The organism is Bradyrhizobium sp. P5_C12 (assembly GCF_054049735.1).
Window position 1 is genome coordinate 65,547 of record NZ_JBFULU010000027.1, and the last position, 22,825, is coordinate 88,371.

Genomic DNA, 22,825 nt, shown 5'->3' on the forward strand with positions numbered 1-22,825 from the left:
CCCTCTCCCCGTTCTTAGAGGGTTGGGGTGAGGGGCTGCTTCAGCAGAGAAGGTGCCAGTCAGACTCGCGGAGACTCCCCCTCACCCGGAATTTGCTTCGCAAATTCTGACCTCTCCCCGCAAGCGGGGAGAGGCGAAGAAACGCCAAAGGATTTTCTCAGGATCAAGCGATCGAAAGAGAAATCGTTTCGACGCGGACCACACGGCACATGAAGTTTTGCTAAGTGCTTTGGAACGATCGTAAGGAGATGGACATCGGCCCTCCGCCGCTCTTACCTATCGGTGAAACATCGAAAGAGCCGACGAATTGCGATGACCATATTCAAGGAAGCTGCCGCGGTCGGGCCAGCCGCTTTCGCTGACCGGCGTCCCGCTGCCGTTCAATTCGACTGGACCGATCGCGAGAAGGCACGGCTGGCGCGCAACTCGCGTGCGAAGACCGGAAGCTCGGCGCTGTTCATGAGCGAGACGATCGACGGGCTGAATGCCGGGGCGCATTTCCTCGACCGCCTGTCGGCGTCGGAGCAGGCGCGTGTGCATGCGGCCGGCCGCACCATCACCGTGCCGCAAGGCGAGATGGTGTTCAGCCAGGGCGACGGCCACGACGGCATCTTCATCATCCGGCGCGGGCAGGTGCGCGTCTACTATACGGCGCCGTCGGGGCGCGAGATCACGCTCGCCTATTGGACGCCCGGGCATTTCATCGGAGGTCTGGAGATCTCGGGCGGCGGCATTCACATGTGGTCCGGGATCGCCATCGAGGCCTGCGAGATCTCGGCGCTCTCGGGCCCGGCACTCGAGAAGCTGCTGACCGGCATGCCGGCCTTCGCACTGGCGCTGATCGACGGCCTCATCGCCAAGGGCAAGTGCTACTCATCGATGGCACAGATCCTCGGGACCCGGTCGGTGATCGAACGGCTGGCGCAGTTCCTGCTCACTTTGTCGGAGCTTCATGGGACTGCCGACGGCGACACCATCATCATCAACCGCAAGATCACGCATGACCAGATCGCGGCCATGGTCGGCTCGACCCGCCAGTGGGTGACGATGATGCTGAAGCGCTTCCAGAACCGCCGCATCATCGCCATCGACGGCAGCAGCATCCGGATCAGGCGCATCGACCTGTTGGAACAGATCCTGTTCAAGGACTAGGGGCGGGGGAGCGGAGACGAGCGCGGTCCTTCTTCTCCCTCTCCCCGTTCTTACGGGGCCGCGACGAGCTTCGCTCGCGCTGAGAGGGTCGGGGAGAGGGGCCTCTCTCCACACGTGAGATTGCCGCGATACCTGTACCCCCTCACCCGGAATTTGCTCGCGCAAATTCCGACCTCTCCCCGCAAGCGGGGAGAGGTTAAGAACGCGCCTCACCGCGCCTCTTCGAATCCCGCCAGCACCGACGTCAAATTCGCGCCCAGGATATCCGAGAGATAGCCGCCCTCCTGCACGAACACGGTCGGCAGGCCCATCTTCGCGATGGCCTGGCCGATGCGGCGGAAGCCCGGCGTGGTGACGGCCAATCCCTTGAGCGGATCGTGTTCGGATGCATCGAGGCCGAGCGCGATGACGAGGGCACCGGGCGCAAAGGACTCGATCGCCTTGCGCGCGCGATCCAGCGCCTGGATGTAGCCGTCATCGCCGGTGCCGATGGCCAAGGGGATATTGAGATTGGTGCCGAGCCCCTCGCCTTCGCCGCGCTCATGGGCATAGCCCCACACGAAGGGGTAGTACGCAGTCGGATCGGCATGGATCGATATCGTGTAGACATCGGGGCGCGCGTAGAAAATGCCCTGCGTGCCGTTGCCGTGGTGGACATCGACATCGAGGATCACGACGCGCTCGTGCTTGAGCCGCAGATGCGCCGCGGCGATCGCGCTGTTGTTGAGGAAGCAGAAGCCGCCGGCCATGTCGCGATAGGCGTGATGACCGGGCGGGCGGCAGAGCGCGTAGGTCGCATCCTCGCCGTCCATCACCATCTGCGCCGCCGTGACCGCAACGTCGGTCGCAGCACAGGCCGCGGCCCAAGTGCCCGGGCCGATCGGCGCCGCGGTGTCGGCGGTGTGCCAGCCGAGCTTGCCGACGATATGGGTGGGATAGGTCGCGGCATGGCGCACCGGATGGATATTGCCGATCATCTCCGGACCGGAATCGCCGAGCGCGGTCCAGGCCTCCCAGGCTTCGCTGAGGAACGACAGATATTCCGGGCTGTGAATGCGCGCGCGAGGCCCCTGCCCGAACGCCGCCGGCTCGACCAGTTGATGCTTGCCGTCCTTCAACCCCTTGAGCAGGCGATCGGCGCGCTCGGGCTGCTCCGTGGTGCGCTTGACGACACCGCGAACCAGGAAGAATTGCGGATCATGGCTGCGGTGCAGTTCGGTATGGACGGCTTTCACTCAAACACTCCGTGGTCGCATGCTCTCTAACGGTGCCCACAGATGTCTAAATCCCTGCGGCGGCCCGATGCAAGCAAGAAGAGTGCCGCTCCTGTCGCACCGCTCTGCGCCGGGAGCAGACCGCCTTTGAAGCGTTCAGCAGCGGCCGCGCTGAAGGCAATGCTCGCGGCCCGGCTGGTCGGTGCGGAAGGACTCGATGAAGCCGCCCTGGCGCTGCGTGACGAAGACGGTCTTGCCATCGCTGCCGCCGAAGGCGAGGTTGGTCGGCTCCTTGCCCTTCAGCGCGATCTCGCGCTCGACCGCGCCGTTCGGCTTCATCATCGCGATCGTGCCCTTGAGGATGCGCGCGACATAGAGACGACCGCCGACATCGGTGCGCAGCCCGTCGATGGTGTCGGGCTGGAATGCCTTGACGAGTCTGGCATTGGTGAGTTCGTTGCCGCTGACAGCGTAGGCCCAGATCTGCCCGCTGCTGGATTCGCCGACATAGAGCGTCTTTCCGTCGGGGCTGAGATCGATGCCGTTGGTGGTGCCCATCGCGCGCGGCGCGGCCATGACCTGCCCCTGCACCGAGCCGTCGGCGGCTTTGGCGATGCGCCAGATGTGGCCTTCCCGGCCCTTCCAGTTCGGATCGCTCGCATAGATCGTGCCGTCGCCGGCGACCGTGATGTCGTTGGGCTGCTTCATCTCGTCGGAGTGAAACCAGATGGCCGGCTCGGTCGCGCCCTTCGGGATCGCGAAGATGTTGTGCTTCTTGTAGTCGGCGATGAACATCGTGCCGTCGCGCGCGAACCGGATGGCATTGCCGACGCTGCCTTCGGGAAGCGCCGTGAATGGCTCCGAGGCCGCGCCGCCTGCGGGCAGCTTGCCGATGGTGCCGGACTTGCCGAAATTCACGACGAAGAGATTGCCGTCGGGATCGGCAGCCGGCCCCTCGATGCCGAAGGTGTATTCGCCGGGGGGCGTCACCTGCACGCTCTCGAACAGCTTGGTCTCGGCCCGGGCCGACGATGCCGCGATGACGAGAACGACGCTACTGCACAGGCACCAGAAATTCCTGCCGGATGTAATAGCCATCGTCGTCGGTGCACTCGCCATTCAGATAGGGATCGGCCGGCCGGAAGAACCGGCTGAAGCCGGGTTTGTCTACAGCGTTCCTTTGTGTCACGACGACGACCTTGGCGGCCGGTATTTCGCCGCATTCCTTGTTCGCCCTGCTGAAGAACTTGCGCTGCGGCGGGCCGAGCCTGATGCGCATCCGCGTTCCCGGAGCCATGTTCGCAACGAGCAGATCCGCGGTATCGAGCAGGCGGGTATAGCCTGCTTCCGTCTTCGGCAGGCCTTCGCCGCCGGGCGGCATCAGCTTCTCCGCGCCGAGACCGCGCAGCCGCGTGCGCAGCTTGCCGGAGGCGGGATCGCCCGGATAGATCCAGCCGTCCTGCGACAGCATGAAGCGCAGTATCGTCGCATCCTTGTCCGCATCCGATTGTCCGGGCTTTAGGCCGAAATCGGAATGGCAGCCGAGGCAGTGCTTTTCGACGAGGCCCTTGCGCAGCGTGGTGAGCCGGATCCGGTTCTGGGCGACTTTTGCAACGAAGGCCGCGAGCTGGTCGATCTGCGCCTGGCTGCGCATGTCGCAGGGGAGCGGCTCCGGCGGATCGCCCGCGGCGCGATCGATCCGGATCACCGTCTGGTTCTTGTCCTCGACCAGCCAGATCGCGCCGTCTTCCGCGACCGTCATGCCGACCGGCGCCCCTTGCGGCCGCGCACCGTTGACGCGGTGCCAGCCGGCGATCAGTTCGTCGAACGGTGCGGCGGCCACTTGACCGGCGTCGGTCTGAAAGCTGCGGGTCGGCTCGGCCGCGCAACTGACGTGGTAGCGCACCGGCGCCGGGCCCGGCTTGGGGAAGCCGTGATCGTCGACGTCGTAGACGAGGACGCGGCTGCCGGTCGGGCGATAGCCGTGCAGGCCGACCAGGAGCTTGCCCTCCAGCTCCGGGAATTTTGCGCCGTGATAGTACAGCATCGCGAGCGGCGCACCGTGCGGCGGCATCAGCGAGAACGGCGGCTTGTAGAGCGCATTGGCCGTGCAGAGTGTCTTGTAGACGCCGGATTGCAGCACGCTCCTGAATTCAGGACTCGGCGTCGATAGGTCGTAGCAATAGGGCCAGCCGTAGTGCCTGCCCTGCTCGATCGCGTTGATCTCCTCGTTCGGCTTGAAGATATCGGGCAGGTCGCGGCCGTTCTCGCCTTGCAGGAAGGCGTAGCCGGCATCGGGGAAATTCGGGTGCAGTGCCAGCGCCATCGAATTGCGCAGGCCCCGCGCGTAGACCACATGCGGCGGATCGGGATCGTTGGGCTTCAAGGCAGGAAAGACGCCGCCGGGAGGCGGCGTGAACAGCCAGATCGCGGCCATCGCGGAAGCCCCTTCGGCCGCCGCGCATGGCCGCGTGATCGGCGCGGGCGTGATGCAATCGTCGCTGTGCGAACCGACATTGACGAACAGCCGCCCGTGCCTGTCGAACACGAACTGCTTGAGCGGATGCGCACTCTCGTCGAGCTTCGCGCCGTTAGGCAAAGTGATGCGCCGGCCCGGCATGTGACGGACGATGGTCTCGACCGTGCTTCGCGGATTGTCGGCGAGCGGATCGAACCGGAAGATCGCCTCCGCCGTCGAGGCATAGAGCTTCCTGTCGGGGCCGATCACGAGGCCGAACGGATATTCGATCCCGGTCAACAGCTCCCTGAACCGCCGGCCTTGGGGCGCATGCGGATCGAGCAGAAGCAGCCGTCCATCGGCATGGCCCCAGCCCCCCATGTCGGCGACGACGAAGAGATCATGGCCGGGCACCTGGATGATCGAGCGCGGAAACTTGAGGCCGTCATCCTCGCTGGCGACGAGGCCGGCGCAAAATCCGGCCTTCATGTCGATCTGGATCCTGGGAAAGCCGAGATCGCCGCTGCCGCAGCTTTCCGTGCCGATCGCATAGCCGCTCTTGCGGACCTGTTCCGAAGACGCAACCGAGGCGAGGCTGAGCAGGGCTCCAGCGAAGGCAGCGACACAAGCGCGCAGACTTGGGCGCTCGCACCAGAATATGAGCCGATTCACGGCGGTCTCCCGGACTTTCCCGTCGAAAGTCGAGAGTTCCATGCTGCAAGGACGCCGTCCAGTTGATCATCACCCCCCTGTGATCAACCTCCGCGGGTCTTCGCGGCGACCAATCTCCGTAGTTTCCCTTACCGGGCTCGCCCCGAATGTCTTTCGGTAGTTTCGGATGGTATCCATTTGCCATCAAAATCGCTCTCTACAGGAGGCGTGTATGGTTCAGATGTACTTCCACTGCTCCAATACCGAGGGCACGCTGATCGATCGCTACGGCACCGCCGTCGCCAATCTGACCGAGGCGCGCGACCGCGCCGCCCAGATCATGCGCTCGATGATCCTGACGCCGAGCAACGAGGACTGGCGCGACTGGGTCATCCATGTCAGCGACGACGATGGCGAAGAAATTTTCGATCTTCCCTTCGCCGCCATGCTCGGCAAGCCGCATTGAGGGCTACGCCATGCTGCTCGCTTCACTGAGCCTGCTCTGCCAGCCCGTGAACTTCGTCGCCACCAAGTGGCTGACGCTGGTGCGGATCGCAGGCAACCCCTACCGCCCCGAGCTTCACTACATGCGCGGGCCCGGCCCGAAATGGCGCGCCAAGTATCAGGCCAGCCGGCTGGACCGCGCGCGCTGAGCCCTGCTGCTCAACGCTTACGCTGACCGCTCCCCCAACTCGTCATGCCCGGGCTCGTCCCGGGCATTCCTGTTTTGGCATCCGCGTCAAAGATCGTGGATGGCCGGGACATAGGCGAGCGGAAGCGACGCCGTCCTTCGGACGGCTATGCCCGGCCATGACGAAATCGGGGACGCAGCACCACCTCACCTCCCAGCAAACTTCGCCTCGCGTTTCTCGACGAAGGCGTTGCGGCCTTCGATGGCGTCCGCGCTCTTGCGGATCGTGGCCTGAAGCTCGATCTCGCGGCGGAACTGGGCCTCGTAGCTCGCGTGCTCGCTCTCCTCGACCAGGGCGCGCGTCGCGACCAGCGCGCGGGTCGGGCCGTCGGCGAGGCGGCGGGCCAGGATCAACGCCTCCTCCACCAGCTTCGCATCGTCGACGACCTGCCGCACCAGGCCGATCTCCTGGGCGCGTTCGGCCGTGAGCGGCTCGTTCAGGAGCATCAGCTCGAGCGCGCGCTGCCGGCCGATCAGCCGCGGCAACAGCCAGGTCGAGCCGAGATCGGGCACGAGCGCGATGCGGCTGAACACCTGGATGAAGCTCGCCGAGCGCGCCGCGACAATGATGTCGCCGGCCATCGCCAGGCTGAAGCCTCCGCCGGCCGCGACGCCATTGACGGCAACGACGACGGGCACGCGGCATTCTCGCAGTGCCTTGAACGCAGGCCAGTAGAAGCGCATGACGCCGGCCGCGATGTCCTCGCCGAGCGCGCCCGACGCTTTCAGGTTCTGACCCGAGCAGAAGCCGCGCCCCGCGCCGGTCAGGATCAGGGCGCGAACGCCCTCATCCTGCGTCATCCCGGCGACGGCGGCAGCGAGCGCGCCGAGCAGGTCCGGCGTCATCGCGTTCAGGCTTGCCGGCTCGTCGAGCGTCAAGATCCCGACCGCGCCATCCCGCGCCTGTTTCACACCTGCCATGTCGCTCCTCCCTGCGGATGTTCTCGTTGGTGGCAATGTGCCATTGTCCCTGCGCTTCGCCAACCAAGACAAGACACAAGACGACATCATGCCTCATCAGTTCAGCCTCGCCCAAACCATCCGCAAACCCGCCGTCAAGGCCAAGGGCGGCATCGTCGCCGCGCAATCGCGGCGGGCGGCCGAGGTCGGCGCGCAGGTGCTGGCGGCGGGCGGCGATTGCGTCGACGCGATCGTCGCGACCACCTTCGCGCTGAACGTGCTGGAGCCCTGGAACAGCGGCATCGGCGGCGGCGGCGCCATGGTGCTCTACCGCGCCAAGGAAAATCGCTACGAGGTGATCGACTACGGCATGTGCGCACCGCAGAGCCTGCGCGTCGCCGACTATCCGCTCAGCGGCGAAGGGGCAGCCTCCGATCTGTTTCCCTGGCAGCGGGTGAAGGACGACCGCAACATCCACGGCCCCGGCTCGATCGCCGTGCCCGGCGTCGTCGCCGGCATGGAGGAGGCGCATCGCCGCCACGCCAGGCTGCCGTGGAAGGATCTGGTCGCGCCGGCAGCCGCGCTCGCCGGCGAAGGCCTGCTGGCCGATTGGTGGACCACGCTGACGATCACGAACTCGGCGGCCGATCTTCGCCGCTATCCCGCCAGCGCGGCAGCATTCCTGAAGGACGGCCTGCCGCCGAGCGCGCCGTGGGGCATCAAGTCCGAGACCCGGCTGCCGCAGGACACATTGAAGGCGACGCTGTCGCACCTCGCCGAAGCCGGACCGCGCGACTTCTACCAGGGCGATCTCGCCAAAAGCATCGCCTCCGACATCAAGGCCGACGGCGGCGCGCTATCGGTGGAGGATCTCGCCGCGTTCCGCGCCCATCTGCGCGAGCCGCTCGCGATCCCCTATCGCGGCGGCAAGGTGTTTGCCACACCCGAGCTCACGGCCGGGCCGACGATGGCGCACGCGCTGCGCCTGTTGCAGCAGAATTTGAACCCCGCGAGCGCGCCGGACGCGACCGCCTATGCCGAATACGCCGCTGCCCTGCAATCGGCCTATCGCGAGCGGCTCAAGGACATGGGCGATGCCGACGGCAAGCGCTCGCTCGGCGCGGAATATCTGGCGCCGGCCTGCACCACGCATTTCTCCGTGGTCGACCGCCACGGCAACGTCGCCGCGGTGACGCAGACGCTGCTCTCGTCTTTCGGCTCGAAATACGTGACGCCGCACACCGGGATTGCCATGAACAACGGCATCATGTGGTTCGATCCGACGCCCGGCACCACCAATTCGCTGGCGCCCGGCAAGCGCTGCCTCACCAACTACACGCCCGTGATCGCCGAAACCAGCGACGGCAAGCGCCTCGCGGTCGGCGCCTCCGGCGGCCGACGCATCCTGCCGGCGGTGACGCAGCTGGTGTCCTTTGTCTTGGACTTTGGCATGGACCTCGATGCTGCGATCCACCAGCCGCGCATCGACGCCAGCGAAGGCGCGGTCGTGATCGGCGATGCCCGTCTGCCGGCGGAGGTGCGCAAGACGCTGGCGGCGCGCTTCGACTATGAGGAAGCGCGGGTACAGTCCTTGCCGCAGAAGTTCGCCTGCCCGAGCGTGGTAATGCGCGAGGGCGACGTCAACTCCGGCGCGGTCGAGATTTTCCAGCCCTGGGCCGATGCGGTGGCGGAAGGCTGAGCGTCACGACTCCTCCACATTCGCAGGGAACTTGCCTGCGCACGGTCCGTTCATTTGAACGGACAAGTGCGCTCGCCCCACTGGAGGACATCATGAAGAAACTTGCGCTCGCCGCGCCGCTGATCATTGCGGCCGGTTTCACGCTGACCAACCCTGCGCTTGCAAAGGGTGGTCATGGACATGGACACGGTTATGGCCACGCGATGGGACATCATCATCACGGCACGCCGCCCGGATGGCATCACGGACGCAAGGTCGGCTGGCGCGGCATGGGCTGCCCGCCCGGCCTGTGGAAGCAGGGTCGCTGCTGATACCCCGGATCAACTGAATATGCGCGTCGCCCCCAAACGGGGCGGCGCCGTCCAGATCTCCGACCGGTTCGCACGCGATCCTTTAACGCTGGCTATCCTGGCAACGCGGGCGTAGGGTTGCCGATCACCGTCCTTTTTCTGGCATCTACCGGTGACTGAGGGTCACGAACGCTCCCGCCGAAGATGGAGAGCGTTCATGTGCCGGTTCCACCTCGCCGACTGGAATGTGTCGCCGGCGATCATGCCCTTCGTTCCAGCGCCCGTTATCCCGGCCGTAGGCCTTCTGCATGGATAGGACGACACAGCTGCAATTCCTGATCAGCGGCAGAGACCTGTCCGGCAACGTCAAACTGAGCCGCGACACGGCGGTAGCGGCGCTGAAGAAGGCGAGAGAGCTCCTGCAGGAGGGATATCTGGACGTGAGAATATGCACGCCGCGCGGCCGCGTGCTGTCGCCGGACGAGTTTGAGGAGCTCGACGGATAGAGAGCGGCTTGCTGCAGCGACAGACGGGATCAGCCATGCGCCGCAAGACCTTCAAGACGGCCTACGAGCTTCAGGACCTGATCGTCGAACAGGCGAGCGCGCTGCACGGTCCCTGGCCTCCGGGGATGACGCTGTTCGTTTTCGACGACGCCTATGGCTGGACCGGGACCATCAGTCGATCGGCCTCAGTGGACGATTGTTTCTATCGCGCCCATGCGCTCAACGTCATCGACGATCTCAAGCAGCGATTCGATCTCGCGGTTCCGCGCCTGCTGAGGCCGGACTAGAACGACGTTCGTTCCCGCCCCTGGATTCGCTAGATCCCCAGCCGGTCGCGCACCCGGCCCGCGATCACCGCACTCATCACTCCCACCGGCCAGAACGCGTGCATCGGGATCGGCTTGATGCCGGTGATCGGCATGTCGATCTCGGCCTTGGCGCCACCGATCAGGCGGCGCGCGAGCTGGGCGCCCATCGCGGTCGCAAGCGCGACGCCGCGGCCGTTGCAGCCGAGCGAGACCAAAATGCTTTCGGCCGGCTCGTGCACATGCGGATAATGATCCTTGGTGATCGCGAGYCGGCTGTTCCAGCCGTGGGTCCAGGCAACGCCCGCAAGCTGCGGCCACAGCCGCTCGGCATAGCGCATGAGATAGGCGACGTCGGACGGCGAGCTGATCCAGCGCATCGGGCCGCGCCCGCCCATCAGCAGACGATTGTGCTGGTCGATCCGGTAATAGACCGTGATGTGGCCGCTCTCGTAGAGGACGGGGCGCGTCGGCATGATCGAACGGGCGACCGCGTCGGAGAGCGGCGCGGTGGCGGCGATCGAGGAGAACACCGGCACGATGGTGCGGCGGAGTGCGGGCCAGAGATCATCGGTGAAACCGTTGGTCGCGAGCAGCACCTTCTCGGCGTGCACGACCGCACGCGGCGTCTCGATGCGCCAGCGGCCGCCCTCGCGGCGCAGCGACAGCGCCGGCGTCTCGCCGTGCACCATGGCGCCGGCGGAGATCGCGGCGCGCGCGAGGCCACGGACGTAGCTCAGCGGATGCAGATCGCCGCCGCGGGCGTCCAGCATGGCGCAGAGATAGCGATCGGTCCCGGTCATCTCGCGCAATTGGTCGCGGTTCAGCAGCTTCACCGGCATGCCGCGGCGGATGCATTGCTGCGCGGTCTTGTCGATTGCGGCGGCGCTCGCCTCATTATAGGCCGCGCGCAGCGTGCCGTTCTGCCGCGCCTCGCAGGGAATCTGGTAGCGGCGGATCAGATCGTGGGTGAAGTTCGTGGTGCCGTAGGAGAACTCGATCATGCGGCGGCCGAGATCGGTGCCGAAATCGGCTTCGATCTGATCGGGATCGTGCTTCAGCCCGGGATTGGTGTGGCCGCCATTGTTGCCCGACGCGCCCCAGCCGGGCTCCTGCGCCTCGAGCACCAGCGCCTCGACACCCTGCTCCGCCAGATGCAGCGCGGTGGAGAGGCCGGTGAAGCCGCCGCCGATGATCGCGACCGAGACGTTCCTGTCCGCATCGAGCGGCGGCGTCGCGGTCGCCGCGACCGCGGTGTCGGCATAGAGCGAGGGTGGCAGCGGAAGGCGGGCAGGCGCGTTCATATCAAGACCGATCAGAGCGGATGCAGCACGCGGTGCAAGAAGTCCTGCGTGCGCGGATGCTGGGGTTGATTGAGGACGGCCTTGGCCTGTCCCTGCTCGACGATGACGCCACCGTCGATGAACAGCACGCGGTCGGCGACGTCGCGGGCAAAGCCCATCTCATGGGTGACGACGACCATGGTCATGCCGTCGTCGGCGAGCTTGCGCATCACGCCGAGAACGTCGCCGACGAGCTCCGGGTCGAGCGCCGAGGTCGGCTCGTCGAACAGGATCGCCTTGGGCTGCATCGCGAGCGCGCGCGCGATCGCGACGCGCTGCTGCTGGCCGCCGGAGAGCTGCGGCGGATGCGCGTCGGCCTTCTCGGCGAGGCCCACTTGCGCGAGCAGCGCGCGGCCACGCTCGAGCACTGGCGCACGCGCCTCCTTCTTCACATAGAGCGGCCCCTCGACGACGTTTTCCAGCACCGTGCGATGCGGAAACAGGTTGAAGCGCTGAAACACCATCGAGACCTGTGTGCGGACTTTCACGATCGACGGTGCATCGCGGTCGACCTTCAATCCTTCGACATTGATCTCGCCGCGGTCGTAGCTTTCCAGCCCGTTGATGCAACGCAGGATGGTCGACTTGCCGGAGCCGGAGGGACCGATGATGCAGACCACCTCGCCCTTCTCGACCTTCGCCGTGATGCCCTTGAGCACCTCGTTCTCGCCAAAGCTCTTGTGAACGTCGGTGAGCTCGATCATTTCTTGCCCGCCCGCTTCTCGAAGTGACGGACCAGCAGGATCAGCGGAATGCTCATGGTGAGATACATCAGCGCCACCAGCGTGAACACGTTGGTGTTCTTGAAGGTCGAGGACGCGATCAGCTTGCCTTGCAGCGCGAGCTCGGCGACCGTGATCGTGGAGGCTTGCGAGGAATCCTTCAGCATCATGATCATGACGTTGCCGTAAGGCGGCAGCACGATGCGCACCGCCTGCGGCAGCACCACGCGGCGCATCGTCAGCCACCAGCCCATGCCGATCGACTGCGCCGCCTCGATCTGGCCCTTGTCGATCGCCTCGATGCCGGCGCGAAAGTTTTCCGCCTGATAGGCCGAATAGGCGATGCCGAGTCCGAGGATTGCGGCCTGCAACGCGGAGAGCGTCACGCCGAGATCGGGCATCACGAAATAGAGGTAGAACAGCAGCACGATGATCGGGATACCCCGGATCACGTTGATCAGGCTGGCGCTGAGCATCGACAGGGCCTTGATGCCGGAGACCCGCATCATTGCCCAGACGAGGCCAAGCACGGTCGAGAGCAGCAGCGAGCCGATGGTGACGACGATCGTCAACGCGACGCCGCTCATCAGGATCGGGAAGAACTCGACGGCGTCGTGCCAAAAGCCTTTCATCGGGCAGCCTTCGATCGGCCTCTAGCCATCAGCCCTGTGCCTTCTGGCCCCATTTTTCGAGAATCTTGTCGATGGTGCCGTTGGCCTTCAGCTTGGCGAGCGAGGCGTTGATCTTGCCGAGCAGCGCGCTCTCGCCCTTGCGGACGCCGATGCCGACCGAGCCGACCGTGACCGGCTTGTAGCTGTCGACGAGCCGCACCTCGGGGAAGCCGCCCTGCTTCAGATTGTAGGCGAGGATCGGGTAGTCGGCGTAGCCGGCCTTGAGGCGGCCGGTGTTCACGTCGCGCAGGATGTCGGGAATGGTGTCGTAGGCCTTGACGTCGGCGAACAGGCCGGACTTCTTCAGCGCGTCGACGAAGGCGGTGCCGACCTGCGCGCCGACCGTCTCGCCCTTCAGGTCGTCCTGCGTGGCGTAAGCCTTCGTGTCACCCTTCGGCACGACGAGGCCTTCACCATAGGTGTAGATCGGGTCGGAGAAGTCGACGACCTCCTTGCGCGGCGCCGTGATGAACATCGCAGCCGCGATGATGTCGATCTTGCTCGAGGTCAGCGACGGAATCAGCGCCGAGAACGCCATCGGCTCGATCTGCACGTTGAGGCCGGCGTCCTTGCCGATCTCGGTGATGAGATCGACCATGATGCCCTGGATGGTGTTGGTCTTGGTGTCGAGGAAGGTGAAGGGAATGCCTGTCGGCGTCGAGCCGACCTTCAGCACCTGCTGCGCCGAAGCCGGCACGACCGCGGCCATCGCGAGCGCCGCGACTGCGGCCTGGACAAAACGCTTCAACGCCATCGCAATCCCCTTTGGATTCGGCCGGTGGCGGCGAGGCGCGCGGTGTCGGAACGAGAGACGTTGCGGGCCAAGCCGTTTCAGCCTATTTTCACCAATATGAAAATTTGGTCACACTTCCGCGGACGATGCAAGCGGTTTTCATGCACATGAAGGAAGCGGTTTGACGTGAGCGGTGGCAAAAGAATGCGCAAACCGGCCGCGGCAAAGCCGGCCGGGAAGGTGAAGGCCGAGGCGAGGGCCAAGGTGAAGGTCAAGGCCGTCACCAAGCCGGCGGAGCCTGCGATGGACGTCGCGGTCGGCCGCCGCATCCGCGATCTCAGGCGCGTCAGGCAACTCTCGCTTGAAACGGTGGCGGAGCGCACCTCGCTTTCGATCGGCTTCCTCAGCCAGATCGAGCGCGGCCTGTCGTCGCCGTCGCTGCGCGTGCTGGCGACGCTCTCCGACGTGCTGGGTGTCGGCATGGCCGCTTTGTTCGGTGCGAGCCCAAGTGCCGACGGTGCCTCCGACCAGGTGGTGACGCGCGGGCTTCAGCGGCCGGAACTAAAACTCTGGCGCAGCGGAATTTCGAAACAATTGCTGAGCGCTGCGGGCAGCGACAACCGGCTCAACCTGTTCCTGGTACATATCGATCCCGGCGGCTCCGCGGGCGACGAGCTCTACACCCATGACGGCGAAGAGGCCGGCCTCGTGCTCGAAGGCGAGATGATGCTGACGGTGGACAGCGAGACATGGTCGCTGAAGACGGGCGATAGTTTTCGGTTTGCAAGCCGGCGGCCGCACCGGTTTTCAAATCCGGCCGATGACGTGAAAGCAGTGGTGCTGTGGGTAAACTGCGTGACCGCGGCGGGGTAGGCTCTTCTCCCTCTCCCCGTTCTTACGGGGAGAGGGCTGGGGTGAGGGGCCCTCTCCACGCAAACGGTGCGAGCGAGACTCGCGAAGACTCCCCCTCACCCGGAATTTGCTACGCAAATTCCGGCCTCTCCCCGCAAGCGGGGAGAGGCGAAGTCAGCCGAACCGGTGATTATACCGGTCCACCGTCAGCGCGCTGACGTCGACCTCCGGCTTCTTGCCTGACAGCATGTCCGCGAGCACGCGGCCGGAGCCGCAGGACATGGTCCAGCCGAGCGTGCCGTGGCCGGTGTTGAGGTGGAGATTGGCGTATTGCGTCGGACCGATTACGGGCGGGCCGTCCGGCGTCATCGGACGCAGGCCGCTCCAGAAGGTCGCCTTGGCGAGATCGCCGCCGCGCGGGAACAGATCGGTCAAGGAGTGATCGAGCGTGGCGCGGCGCGCGTCGTAGAGCTTGGTCGAGAAGCCGGAGATTTCGGCGGTGCCGCCGACGCGGATGCGATTGCCCAATCGCGTGATCGCGACCTTGTAGCTCTCGTCCATCACGGTCGATTCCGGCGCGCCGGAGGCGTCCTTGATCGGCACCGTGATCGAATAACCCTTCACCGGATAGACCGGCAGTGAGATTCCGAGCGGCGCGACGAGCCGCGACGACCAGCTTCCGAGCGCGAGCACGTAGCTGTCTGCCTGCAACATTCCGGCGCTGGTCGCGACACCGCTGACGCGTGCGCCCTCCGTGATGATGCGGTCGATGCCGGTGTTGAACATGAATCGGACGCCGAGCGCTTCGGCGTGCTTGGCCAGCGCCTGCGTGAACATGTGGCAGTCGCCGGTCTCGTCCTGCGGCAGCCGAAGCCCGCCGGCGAACTTTTCCTTCACGCCGGCGAGCGCCGGCTCGACCGCGATGCAGCCCTCGCGGCTCAGCACCTCGAAAGGCACGCCATACTGCTTGAGCACGGCGATGTCCTCAGCCGTGCCGTCGAGCTGCGACTGGTAGCGGAACAGCTGGAGCGTGCCTTGCGCGCGCTCGTCATACTGAATGCCGATGTCGCGGCGCAGGTCGCGCAGGCAGTCGCGGCTGTATTCCGCGATCGGGATCATCCGGCTCTTGTTGACCGCGTAGCGCTCGCTCGTGCAGTTGCGCAGCATCTTGAGCAGCCAGACCCACATCGCGGGATCGAGCTTCGGCCGGACCACCAGCGGGCCGTGCTTCATCAAGAGCCATTTGATCGCCTTGACCGGCACGCCGGGGCCGGCCCAGGGCGAGGAATAGCCGGGCGAGACCTCGCCGGCATTGGCGAAAGAGGTCTCCAGCGCCGGCTCGGGTTGACGGTCGACGACCGTCACCTCATGACCGGCACGCGCGAGGTAGTAGGCAGAGGTGACACCGATGACACCGCTGCCGAGGATCAGAACTTTCACGCTTCGTCAAACTCCCGCGGCCTCACGCTCGCCGCTGCCAGGAAACAACTCGCAACGGCGAGAGCAATTATCAGGCCACCCGCTTGATGGCGTCGCCCAGGATCGACACGATGTCGTCGATGTGGCTCTTCTCGACGATGAGGGGCGGCGACAGTGCGAAGGAGTCGCCGCTCATGCGGAAGTACAGCCCGCGATTGAAGCAGTCGACCATGACGTCGTAGCCACGCGCACCGACCGTGCCGTCGCGCGACGACAGCTCGACCGCGCCCATCAGGCCGCAATTGCGGATGTCGACGACGTTGGGCAGGCCCTTCAGCGAATGCAGCGCATCGCGCCAGTAGTCCGCGATCGACGCACCGCGCGTGAGCAGGCCTTCGTCCTTGTAGATGTCGAGCGTCGCGATGCCGGCGGCGCAGGCGATCGGATGGGCCGAATAGGTGTAGCCGTGGAACAGCTCCATCTGGTTCTCCGGGCCGACCATCAGGCCGTCGTGCACCTTGCGGCTCGCGAACACCGCGCCGCAGGGCACGGTGCCGTTGGTGATGCCCTTCGCCGTCGTCATCAGGTCCGGCGTGACGCCGAAGAAGTTGGCGGCGAACGGCGTGCCGAGGCGGCCGAAACCGGTGATGACCTCGTCGAAGATCAAGAGGATGCCGTGCTTGTCGCAGATCTCGCGCAGGCGCTGGAGATAGCCCTTCGGCGGCGGCAGCACCGCGGTCGAGCCCGGCACCGGCTCGACGATGACGGCGGCGATCGTCTCAGCGCCGTGCAAGGCCACGAGGCGCTCGAGATCGTCGGCGAGCTCGGCGCCGTGATCGGGCTGGTCCTTGGCGAAGGCGTTGCGGGTGAGATCATGGGTGTGGCGGATGTGGTCGACGCCCGGCAGCAGGGTCGCGAAGGCGCGGCGGTTGGCGACCATGCCGCCGACCGAGGTGCCGCCGAAGCCGACGCCGTGATAGCCGCGCTCGCGGCCGATCAGGCGGGTGCGGCTCGACTGGCCGTTGGCGCGATGATAGGCGAGCGCGATCTTCAGCGCGGTGTCGACCGACTCGGAGCCGGAGTTGGTAAAGAAGATGCGATCGAGGCCCTTCGGCGCGATCTCGGCGAGCCGCTCGGCGAAGTCGAAGGCCAGCGGATGGCCCATCTGGAACGACGGTGCGAAGTCCAGCGTCATCAGCTGGCGCTCGACCGCTGCCGCAATCTGCTTGCGGCCGTGGCCGGCATTGACGCACCAGAGGCCGGCGGAGCCGTCGATCACCTTGCGGCCATCGACGGTGGTGTAGTGCATGCCCTCGGCCGAGGAGAACAGCCGCGGCGCCTTCTTGAACTGCCGGTTGGCCGTGAACGGCATCCAGAACGAATCGGTCTTGATGGTGTTCGGAATCTGATGAAGGGTCACGGGCCACGCTCCTTTGCTGACGGGATAGCAGAGCCACGTCTATAGAAGCGCAACAAGTCCTTTTCTGTATGCCGGCAACCCATTGATTTGATAGGGGCTGCCGGTCCATATTTGCGCGATCCGCAACACTTGCAACAGGGACCTGGGCATGAGCGTCGACATCGGTGGGCGGCTGCGATTCATCCGGACGCGCCAGAAGCTGTCGCAGCGGGAGCTCGCCAAGCGCGCTGGCGTCACCAATTCGACGATTTCGCTGATCGAATCCAACCAGATGAACCCCAGCGTCGGCGCGCTCAAGCGCATCCTCGACGGCATCCCGATGGGGCTCGCCGAGTTCTTCGCGCTGGAGCCGGAGACGCGGCGCAAGATCTTCTACCGCGCCGAAGAGCTGACCGAGGTCGGCAAGAAGCCGATCTCCTACCGCCAGATCGGCGACAATCTGTTCGGCCGCAGCTTGCAGATCCTGAAGGAGCGTTACGAGCCCGGCAGCGACACCGGACGCGTTCACCTGGTGCATGATGGCGAGGAAGGCGGCATCGTGATCTCCGGCAAGCTCGAGGTCACTGTCGAGGACGAGCGACGCATCCTCAATCCCGGCGATGCCTATTATTTCGAGAGCCGCCGCCCGCATCGCTTCCGCTGCGTCGGCGGCAAGCCGTGCGAGGTGATCTCGGCCTGCACGCCGCCGACGTTTTGAGCCGCGACAGCGTCGTGAACGCCATCCGGAATCTTACGGAGCCCCCGGAATCGTACGGTGCTTGAGGCACCTCAATTTCCGCACGGCGATCCTCTATATGTTGCGAACCGTAGCCGAGCAGCCTGGCGTAGAGGTGCTGAGGTTATGGCCCCGGACTCCTAGGCAATCCGGGGCCGCTTCGTAACAGGGCTCGCAATGAAGACCGCTCTCGCTGATGCAGAGGCCGCGCTCAACGAAGTTCAGCGCGACACCGACAAGCTCCGCTCGCGGGAGGTCCGCGAGGCCATCCAGAAATACATCGAGGCGCAGAGAGAGCAGATCAAGGCTCTCCGCAGGATGATGAATTGAAGGACCGCGACGGGACGAGAGAGCCCCGCCCCGCCTGAGGCCTCAGAGCTGCGTCAACAACTCCTCGATCCGGATCGGAAAGCGGCGAACGCGTACGCCGGTCGCGTGCCAGACGGCATTGGCGACCGCGCCGGCGCTGCCGGTGATGCCGATCTCGCCGACGCCCTTGATGCCGAGCGCATTGACGTGCGGATCGTGCTCCTCGACCGTGATCACGTCGAGCGGCGGCACGTCGGCATTCACGGGGATGTGGTACTCGCCGAGATTGGCGTTCATGATCCGGCCGCTGCGGCGGTCGGTGATCGCCTCCTCGTGCAGCGCGAACGACATGCCCCAGATCATGCCGCCGAACAGCTGGCTCCTGACCAGATGCGGATTGACGATGCGCCCGGCCGCGAAGGCGCCGACCATGCGCGTGACGCGGATCTGGCCGAGTTCGGGATCGACCTTCACCTCCGCGAACACCGCGCCGTGGGCGTGCATCGCATATTCTTCCATCGCCGCAGGGTTCGGCGCGCCCGTGCCGCGCGCCTCGACCTCGGCGAGGCCCGCGCGCGCGAGAATCTCGGCGTAGCTCTCGCCGCGGCTCTCGTCGTCGCGCCGGAACAGTTTTCCGTCACGCGCGGTGACGCCGGCGTTGCCGGCACCGAACAGCGGCGAACGCTCATCGTTCGTGGCGAGGTCGGCGAGTTTTGCAATCACGGCCGCGCCGGCGCTGTGGATCGCGGCACCCGCGGTCGCCGTGTGCGCCGAGCCGCCGGCGATGCCGGCGTCGGGCAAGTCGGAGGTACCCGCCTTGAACTCGACACGGTCGATATCGAGGCCGACGGCATCGGCCGCGATCTGGGCCAGCGCCGTCCAGGCGCCCTGCCCCATGTCATGCGCGCCGATCTCCATGGCGCCGCTACCGTCGCGGCGGATCGCCGCGCGGGCTTCCGCCTGGAACATCAGCGCCGGGAAGGTCGCGGTGCCCATGCCCCAGCCGACCAGAAGGCCGGCATCGTCGCGCATCTGCCGCGGCTGAAGCGAACGCTTGGCCCAGCCGAAGCGCGCCGCACCCTGCTCGTAGCAGGCACGCAGCGCCTTCGAGGAAAACGGTTTTCCCGTGATCGGCTCGACCTCGGCGTAGTTCTTCAAGCGGAAGGCGAGCGGATCGACGCCGCAGGCCCAGGCCATCTCGTCGATCGCACTTTCCAGCGCAATCGAGCCAGTCGCCTCGCCCGGTGCGCGCATGAACAGCGGCGTGCCGGTGTTGACGCGCACCGCATCGTGCGCGGTGCGGATCGCAGGCGCCGCATAGAGCGTGTGCGATGCATCGGCCGCGGGCTCGTAGAAATCGTCGAACGTGCTCGACACGGTCCTTGCGTGGTGATCGAGCGCGGTCAGGCGTCCGTCACCATCGGTGCCGATGCGCAGCCGCTGACGTGTCGGCGCGCGATGACCGACCGGGCCGTACATCTGCTCCCGGCGCAGCACGAGCTTGACCGGCTTGCCGACCAGCTTGGCAGCCATGATGCCGAGGGTCTGCGGCCCTGCCATCAGCCCCTTGGAGCCGAAGCCACCACCGAGGAACGGGCTGCGGATGTGAATCTTGTCGTGCCCGATGCCGAACAATTCGGCGATGCGCGCGAGCGACAGCATCAGGCCCTGGGTCGGCATATCGATCGAGAGATTGTCGCCGTCCCACGACGCGACGATCGCATGCGGCTCCATCGCGTTGTGATATTGCGGCGGCGTCTCGTAGACGGCTTCGATCCGCTTCTCCGCCGAAGCAAGGCCGGCCTCGACATCGCCGCGGTGAATTTCCGTCGGGTTGCCGACGCCGACGACGGGCGGCACGAAGCTTTCGCCGGCGTCGAGCCCGACGCGCGCGGGCAGCGTCTCGTAGCGCGGCGCCAGCAGCACCGCGCCTTCCGTCGCCGCCTCCAGCGTCTCGGCGATCACGACGGCGATCGGCTGGTTGGCGTAGCGGACCTCGTCACTCTGCAACACCTCCATCCGGAATACGAACGGATTGGTCTTGAGCTCGGGGTCGATCGCAAGCTGCGGCTTGTGGCTCGACGTCATGACATCGACCACGCCGGGATGGCGCTTGGCAGCAGTGACATCGAGCGAGGTCACACGGCCGCGTGCGATGCTGGAAACCGCCATCACGGCAAACAGCATGCCGGGCGGATGATTGTCGGCGGCGTAGGTCGCCTGCCCCTTGACCTTGAGGATGCCGTCGCGGCGGGTCAGCGGCTGGCCGATACTCGAGCCGTGCCGCAGATGGGCGGGCGCGCTGGTCAGGTTGAGCTCAGACATGGAGGGCTCCAGACGTCGAGGCAAAGGGAGAGGCCGGCAGCGCGGGGATACGCGCAGGCGTGCCGGTGGCGGCAAGGGTCAGCGCGCGCACGACGATGCGGCGCGCGAGCTCGATCTTGAAGGCATTGTCGCCGGACGGCTTTGCGTCGGTGAGCGCGCGCCAGGCGGCCTCCTGGAAGGCGTCCGCCGTCGGCGCGACGTCCTTGAGCACGTCTTCCGCCGCGCGGGCGCGCCACGGCTTTGCGGCGACGCCGCCGAGTGCAAGCCGCGCCTGCTTGATCTTGCCGTTCTCGATCCGCAACGCAGCGGCGGTCGAGACGACGGCGAAGGCGTAGGACGTGCGCTCGCGAACCTTGAGGTAGCGCGCATGCGCGGCGAAGCCGCGTGCCGCAGGCGGCAGACGCACCGCGACGATGAGGTCAGCGGGCTCGAGCGTGGCGTCGCGCTCCGGCGCATCGCCGGGCAAGCGATGCAATTCGTCGAGTGCGATTTCGCGCCGGCCGTTCCTGCCCTCGATCTCGACGACCGCATCGAGCGCGACCAGTGGAACACAGAAATCGGAAGGATGCGTGGCGATGCAGCTTTCGCTCCAGCCGAGAACGGCGTGGCTGCGATTCTCGCCCTGCCGCGCATCGCAGCCGCTGCCGGCCTCGCGCTTGTTGCAACGGCTGGCGGTGTCGTAGAAATACGCGCAGCGGGTCCGTTGCAGCAGATTGCCGCCGACGGTGGCAGCATTGCGCAGTTGCGCGGACGCGCCGGAGAGCAGCGCTTCCGCCACGGCCGGATAGGACCTTGCGAATTCGGCATCATGCGCAAGATCGGCATTGCTCACGAGCGCACCGATGCGCATTCCGCCGTCGGCAAGATGCTCGATCCGGTCGAGCCCTTCGAGATGAGTGACATCGACCAGGCGATCAGGCCGGCTGATATTCCCCTTCATCAGATCGAGCAGGTTGGTGCCGGCGGCGAGATAGACGGCGCCCGGCTGGGCGGCGGCGGCAACGGCTTCGGTGACCGTGGCCGGCCTGACATAATCGAACGGTTTCATGCGGAGCGCCTCTGATTGGATTCGTCCATGCCGGCCTGCGCCTCGAGCACGGCATCGACGATGCCGGCATAGGCGCCGCAGCGGCAGAGATTGCCGCTCATGCATTCGCGGATGCGCTCGGGATCGTTGCCGGCCTGCGCCTCTTGCATCATGCCGATCGCGCTCATGATCTGGCCGGGCGTGCAGAAGCCGCACTGGAATCCGTCATGGGCGATGAAGGCGGCCTGCACCGGGTGAAGCTGGTCGCCGCGCGCGACGCCTTCGATGGTGAGGATGTCGGCGCCGTCATGGCTGATGGCGAGCGCGAGGCAGGAATTGATCCGCCTGCCGTCGACGAGAATGGTGCAGGCGCCGCACTGGCCGCGGTCGCATCCTTTCTTGGTTCCGGTCAGGTCGAGGCGCTCACGCAGGAGATCGAGCAGCGTGACGCGCGGATCGTCGAGGACGAAGTCGCGCCGCGCACCGTTCACGGTGAGGCTGATGGAGTGGTTCATACAAGGCTCCGATCAGATATGGGCATGAGTGATCGCGTGGCGCGCCACCGCCGTGGCCGCCGTCGCGTCTGCGCCGCCCGAACGGGGATCCGGGCCAACGTCTCAGCGAAGATACGGAGGCACCCTCCGCTTAACAAGGGCCGCCGAAAAATATTTGGAATTCGTCAAAGCCCGTGCGCATACAACGCGATGCAGCCCTGCAGGGGTTCAATCTAACCAATTCGTGATCTACATTGCCGGCATGGACGACCACGCCGACCAGATCCGCAAACCCCGCGCCGACGCCGTGCGCAATCGCGAGCGCGTGCTCGAGGCTGCCAAGGTCGTGTTCAACGCAGGCGGTCCCGAGGCAAGCCTCGAAGCCGTCGCCAAACGCGCCGGCGTCGGCATCGGCACGCTCTACCGGCATTTTCCGACTCGCGAGGATTTGTTCGAGGCGGTGTACCGGCGCGAGGTCGAGCAGCTCGGCGAGCTCGCCGAGCAATTGAAGAACGCCAAGGACCCGGTCGGCGCCTTGCGGCGCTGGCTGCGCTCCAACGTCGAATTCGTTGCCACAAAAAAGGGCATGTCCGCGGCGCTGGCGCTGACGTTCCAGAGCTCGTCGGAACTCGCGGCGTTCTCGATGGACCGTCTGACCAAGGCGATCGGCTCGCTGCTCGACCGCGCGGTCGCCGCCGGCGAGATGCGCGGCGATATCAGCCCGGAGGATTTGCTCAGGGCGCTCGTCGGCATGTGCTACATGCACGACCAGCCCGGCTGGCAATCCTCGGTGCTGCGGATGCTCGACGTGTTCGTCGACGGGTTGCGGGTGCAGCCCGCAGGCAAGGCAAAGCCGCGCGCCGCCAAGCCGGCGAAACCGGCCGCGAAGCGGAAGCGATAGCGCGTCCCGCATGTCCCCAAAGTCGTGC

The 22,825-nt window shown here is 66.0% G+C and carries 24 protein-coding genes; 11 read left to right on the forward strand and 13 right to left on the reverse strand.

All coding sequences use genetic code 11. From position 1 onward, the window contains the following. The first annotated feature begins 312 nt into the window (after positions 1-312). A complete protein-coding gene (locus ACXJMY_RS23255; RefSeq protein WP_456621680.1) occupies positions 313-1,152 on the forward strand; it encodes a Crp/Fnr family transcriptional regulator in 840 nt (279 codons plus the stop codon). 209 nt (positions 1,153-1,361) lie between these two features. On the opposite strand, the gene ACXJMY_RS23260 is transcribed toward ACXJMY_RS23255, so the two are convergent. From ACXJMY_RS23260 to ACXJMY_RS23270, 3 genes are all read right to left on the reverse strand, one after another. Further along, complete coding sequence (locus tag ACXJMY_RS23260) at positions 1,362-2,387, reverse strand: histone deacetylase family protein (protein ID WP_456621681.1); 1,026 nt, start codon at positions 2,385-2,387, stop codon at positions 1,362-1,364. A 135-nt stretch (positions 2,388-2,522) separates the two neighbouring features. Next, a complete protein-coding gene (locus tag ACXJMY_RS23265) occupies positions 2,523-3,464 on the reverse strand; it encodes an SMP-30/gluconolactonase/LRE family protein (RefSeq protein ID WP_456621682.1) in 942 nt (313 codons plus the stop codon). Beyond that, positions 3,421-5,496 carry a PQQ-dependent sugar dehydrogenase gene (locus tag ACXJMY_RS23270; protein WP_456621683.1) on the reverse strand — a complete coding sequence of 692 codons (2,076 nt, stop codon included), beginning with the start codon at positions 5,494-5,496 and terminating at the stop codon, positions 3,421-3,423. The genes ACXJMY_RS23265 and ACXJMY_RS23270 overlap by 44 nt, the downstream gene beginning before the upstream one ends. Positions 5,497-5,707: 211 nt before the next feature. Here ACXJMY_RS23270 and ACXJMY_RS23275 point away from each other — a divergent pair, with 211 nt between their 5' ends. Both ACXJMY_RS23275 and ACXJMY_RS23280 read left to right on the forward strand, forming a co-directional pair. Then, positions 5,708-5,941, forward strand: a complete 234-nt coding sequence (locus ACXJMY_RS23275; protein WP_456621684.1) for a DUF6894 family protein — start codon at positions 5,708-5,710, stop codon at positions 5,939-5,941. Positions 5,942-5,951: 10 nt separating this feature from the next. Continuing rightward, positions 5,952-6,128, forward strand: coding sequence for a hypothetical protein (locus ACXJMY_RS23280; RefSeq protein WP_456621685.1), 177 nt, complete (start codon positions 5,952-5,954; stop codon positions 6,126-6,128). A gap of 185 nt (positions 6,129-6,313) precedes the next feature. Here ACXJMY_RS23280 and ACXJMY_RS23285 read toward each other — a convergent pair whose 3' ends face one another. Then, complete coding sequence (locus ACXJMY_RS23285) at positions 6,314-7,087, reverse strand: enoyl-CoA hydratase-related protein (protein WP_456621686.1); 774 nt, start codon at positions 7,085-7,087, stop codon at positions 6,314-6,316. Positions 7,088-7,175: 88 nt separating this feature from the next. Between ACXJMY_RS23285 and ACXJMY_RS23290 the strand changes: the two genes are divergently transcribed. From ACXJMY_RS23290 to ACXJMY_RS23305, 4 genes are all read left to right on the forward strand, one after another. After that, positions 7,176-8,765 carry a gamma-glutamyltransferase family protein gene (locus ACXJMY_RS23290; protein WP_456621687.1) on the forward strand — a complete coding sequence of 530 codons (1,590 nt, stop codon included), beginning with the start codon at positions 7,176-7,178 and terminating at the stop codon, positions 8,763-8,765. 92 nt (positions 8,766-8,857) lie between these two features. Then, the gene (locus ACXJMY_RS23295) at positions 8,858-9,076 is read left to right on the forward strand and encodes a hypothetical protein (RefSeq protein ID WP_456621688.1); all 219 of its coding nucleotides are present in this window, start codon (positions 8,858-8,860) and stop codon (positions 9,074-9,076) included. Between the two features lie 287 nt (positions 9,077-9,363). Then, positions 9,364-9,561: a hypothetical protein gene (locus ACXJMY_RS23300; protein ID WP_456621689.1), complete on the forward strand. Its 198-nt coding sequence runs from the start codon at positions 9,364-9,366 to the stop codon at positions 9,559-9,561. 35 nt (positions 9,562-9,596) lie between these two features. Next, complete coding sequence (locus ACXJMY_RS23305) at positions 9,597-9,848, forward strand: hypothetical protein (protein ID WP_456621690.1); 252 nt, start codon at positions 9,597-9,599, stop codon at positions 9,846-9,848. A 29-nt stretch (positions 9,849-9,877) separates the two neighbouring features. Here ACXJMY_RS23305 and ACXJMY_RS23310 read toward each other — a convergent pair whose 3' ends face one another. From ACXJMY_RS23310 to ACXJMY_RS23325, 4 genes are read right to left on the reverse strand one after another with little or no spacing between them, the layout of a single operon-like run. Next, complete coding sequence (locus tag ACXJMY_RS23310) at positions 9,878-11,170, reverse strand: NAD(P)/FAD-dependent oxidoreductase (protein ID WP_456621691.1); 1,293 nt, start codon at positions 11,168-11,170, stop codon at positions 9,878-9,880. Positions 11,171-11,181: 11 nt separating this feature from the next. Then, a complete protein-coding gene (locus tag ACXJMY_RS23315) occupies positions 11,182-11,913 on the reverse strand; it encodes an amino acid ABC transporter ATP-binding protein (protein WP_456621692.1) in 732 nt (243 codons plus the stop codon). Next, positions 11,910-12,563: an amino acid ABC transporter permease gene (locus tag ACXJMY_RS23320; RefSeq protein WP_456621693.1), complete on the reverse strand. Its 654-nt coding sequence runs from the start codon at positions 12,561-12,563 to the stop codon at positions 11,910-11,912. Before ACXJMY_RS23320 ends, ACXJMY_RS23315 begins: the two co-directional genes overlap by 4 nt. 28 nt (positions 12,564-12,591) lie before the next feature. Next, positions 12,592-13,356 (reverse strand): ABC transporter substrate-binding protein, encoded by a 765-nt coding sequence (locus tag ACXJMY_RS23325; protein ID WP_456621694.1) that lies wholly within the window; start codon positions 13,354-13,356, stop codon positions 12,592-12,594. A 183-nt stretch (positions 13,357-13,539) separates the two neighbouring features. Between ACXJMY_RS23325 and ACXJMY_RS23330 the strand changes: the two genes are divergently transcribed. Continuing rightward, complete coding sequence (locus ACXJMY_RS23330; protein ID WP_456621695.1) at positions 13,540-14,208, forward strand: helix-turn-helix domain-containing protein; 669 nt, start codon at positions 13,540-13,542, stop codon at positions 14,206-14,208. Between the two features lie 153 nt (positions 14,209-14,361). Here ACXJMY_RS23330 and ACXJMY_RS23335 read toward each other — a convergent pair whose 3' ends face one another. Then, a complete protein-coding gene (locus ACXJMY_RS23335) occupies positions 14,362-15,627 on the reverse strand; it encodes a D-amino acid dehydrogenase (RefSeq protein WP_456621696.1) in 1,266 nt (421 codons plus the stop codon). Positions 15,628-15,697: 70 nt separating this feature from the next. Next, entirely contained in the window at positions 15,698-17,026 is a 1,329-nt protein-coding gene (locus tag ACXJMY_RS23340; protein ID WP_456621697.1) for an aminotransferase class III-fold pyridoxal phosphate-dependent enzyme, read from the reverse strand. Positions 17,027-17,174: 148 nt separating this feature from the next. On the opposite strand from ACXJMY_RS23340, the gene ACXJMY_RS23345 reads away from it, so the two are divergent. Together ACXJMY_RS23345 and ACXJMY_RS23350 are read left to right on the forward strand one after the other, a co-directional pair. Next, a complete protein-coding gene (locus ACXJMY_RS23345; RefSeq protein ID WP_456621698.1) occupies positions 17,175-17,723 on the forward strand; it encodes a cupin domain-containing protein in 549 nt (182 codons plus the stop codon). A gap of 195 nt (positions 17,724-17,918) precedes the next feature. Beyond that, on the forward strand, positions 17,919-18,071 hold the full coding sequence (locus ACXJMY_RS23350; RefSeq protein ID WP_456621699.1) for a hypothetical protein: 153 nt from the start codon (positions 17,919-17,921) through the stop codon (positions 18,069-18,071). A 42-nt stretch (positions 18,072-18,113) separates the two neighbouring features. On the opposite strand, the gene ACXJMY_RS23355 is transcribed toward ACXJMY_RS23350, so the two are convergent. The 3 genes from ACXJMY_RS23355 to ACXJMY_RS23365 are packed head-to-tail and all read right to left on the reverse strand — an operon-like array spanning position 18,114 to position 21,917. Further along, positions 18,114-20,375: a xanthine dehydrogenase family protein molybdopterin-binding subunit gene (locus ACXJMY_RS23355; protein ID WP_456621700.1), complete on the reverse strand. Its 2,262-nt coding sequence runs from the start codon at positions 20,373-20,375 to the stop codon at positions 18,114-18,116. Continuing rightward, positions 20,368-21,423, reverse strand: a complete 1,056-nt coding sequence (locus ACXJMY_RS23360) for an FAD binding domain-containing protein (RefSeq protein WP_456621701.1) — start codon at positions 21,421-21,423, stop codon at positions 20,368-20,370. Before ACXJMY_RS23360 ends, ACXJMY_RS23355 begins: the two co-directional genes overlap by 8 nt. Then, positions 21,420-21,917 (reverse strand): (2Fe-2S)-binding protein, encoded by a 498-nt coding sequence (locus ACXJMY_RS23365; RefSeq protein ID WP_456621702.1) that lies wholly within the window; start codon positions 21,915-21,917, stop codon positions 21,420-21,422. The genes ACXJMY_RS23360 and ACXJMY_RS23365 overlap by 4 nt, the downstream gene beginning before the upstream one ends. 241 nt (positions 21,918-22,158) lie before the next feature. Here ACXJMY_RS23365 and ACXJMY_RS23370 point away from each other — a divergent pair, with 241 nt between their 5' ends. Beyond that, the gene (locus ACXJMY_RS23370) at positions 22,159-22,797 is read left to right on the forward strand and encodes a TetR/AcrR family transcriptional regulator (protein WP_456621719.1); all 639 of its coding nucleotides are present in this window, start codon (positions 22,159-22,161) and stop codon (positions 22,795-22,797) included. The last annotated feature ends 28 nt before the right edge of the window (positions 22,798-22,825 follow it).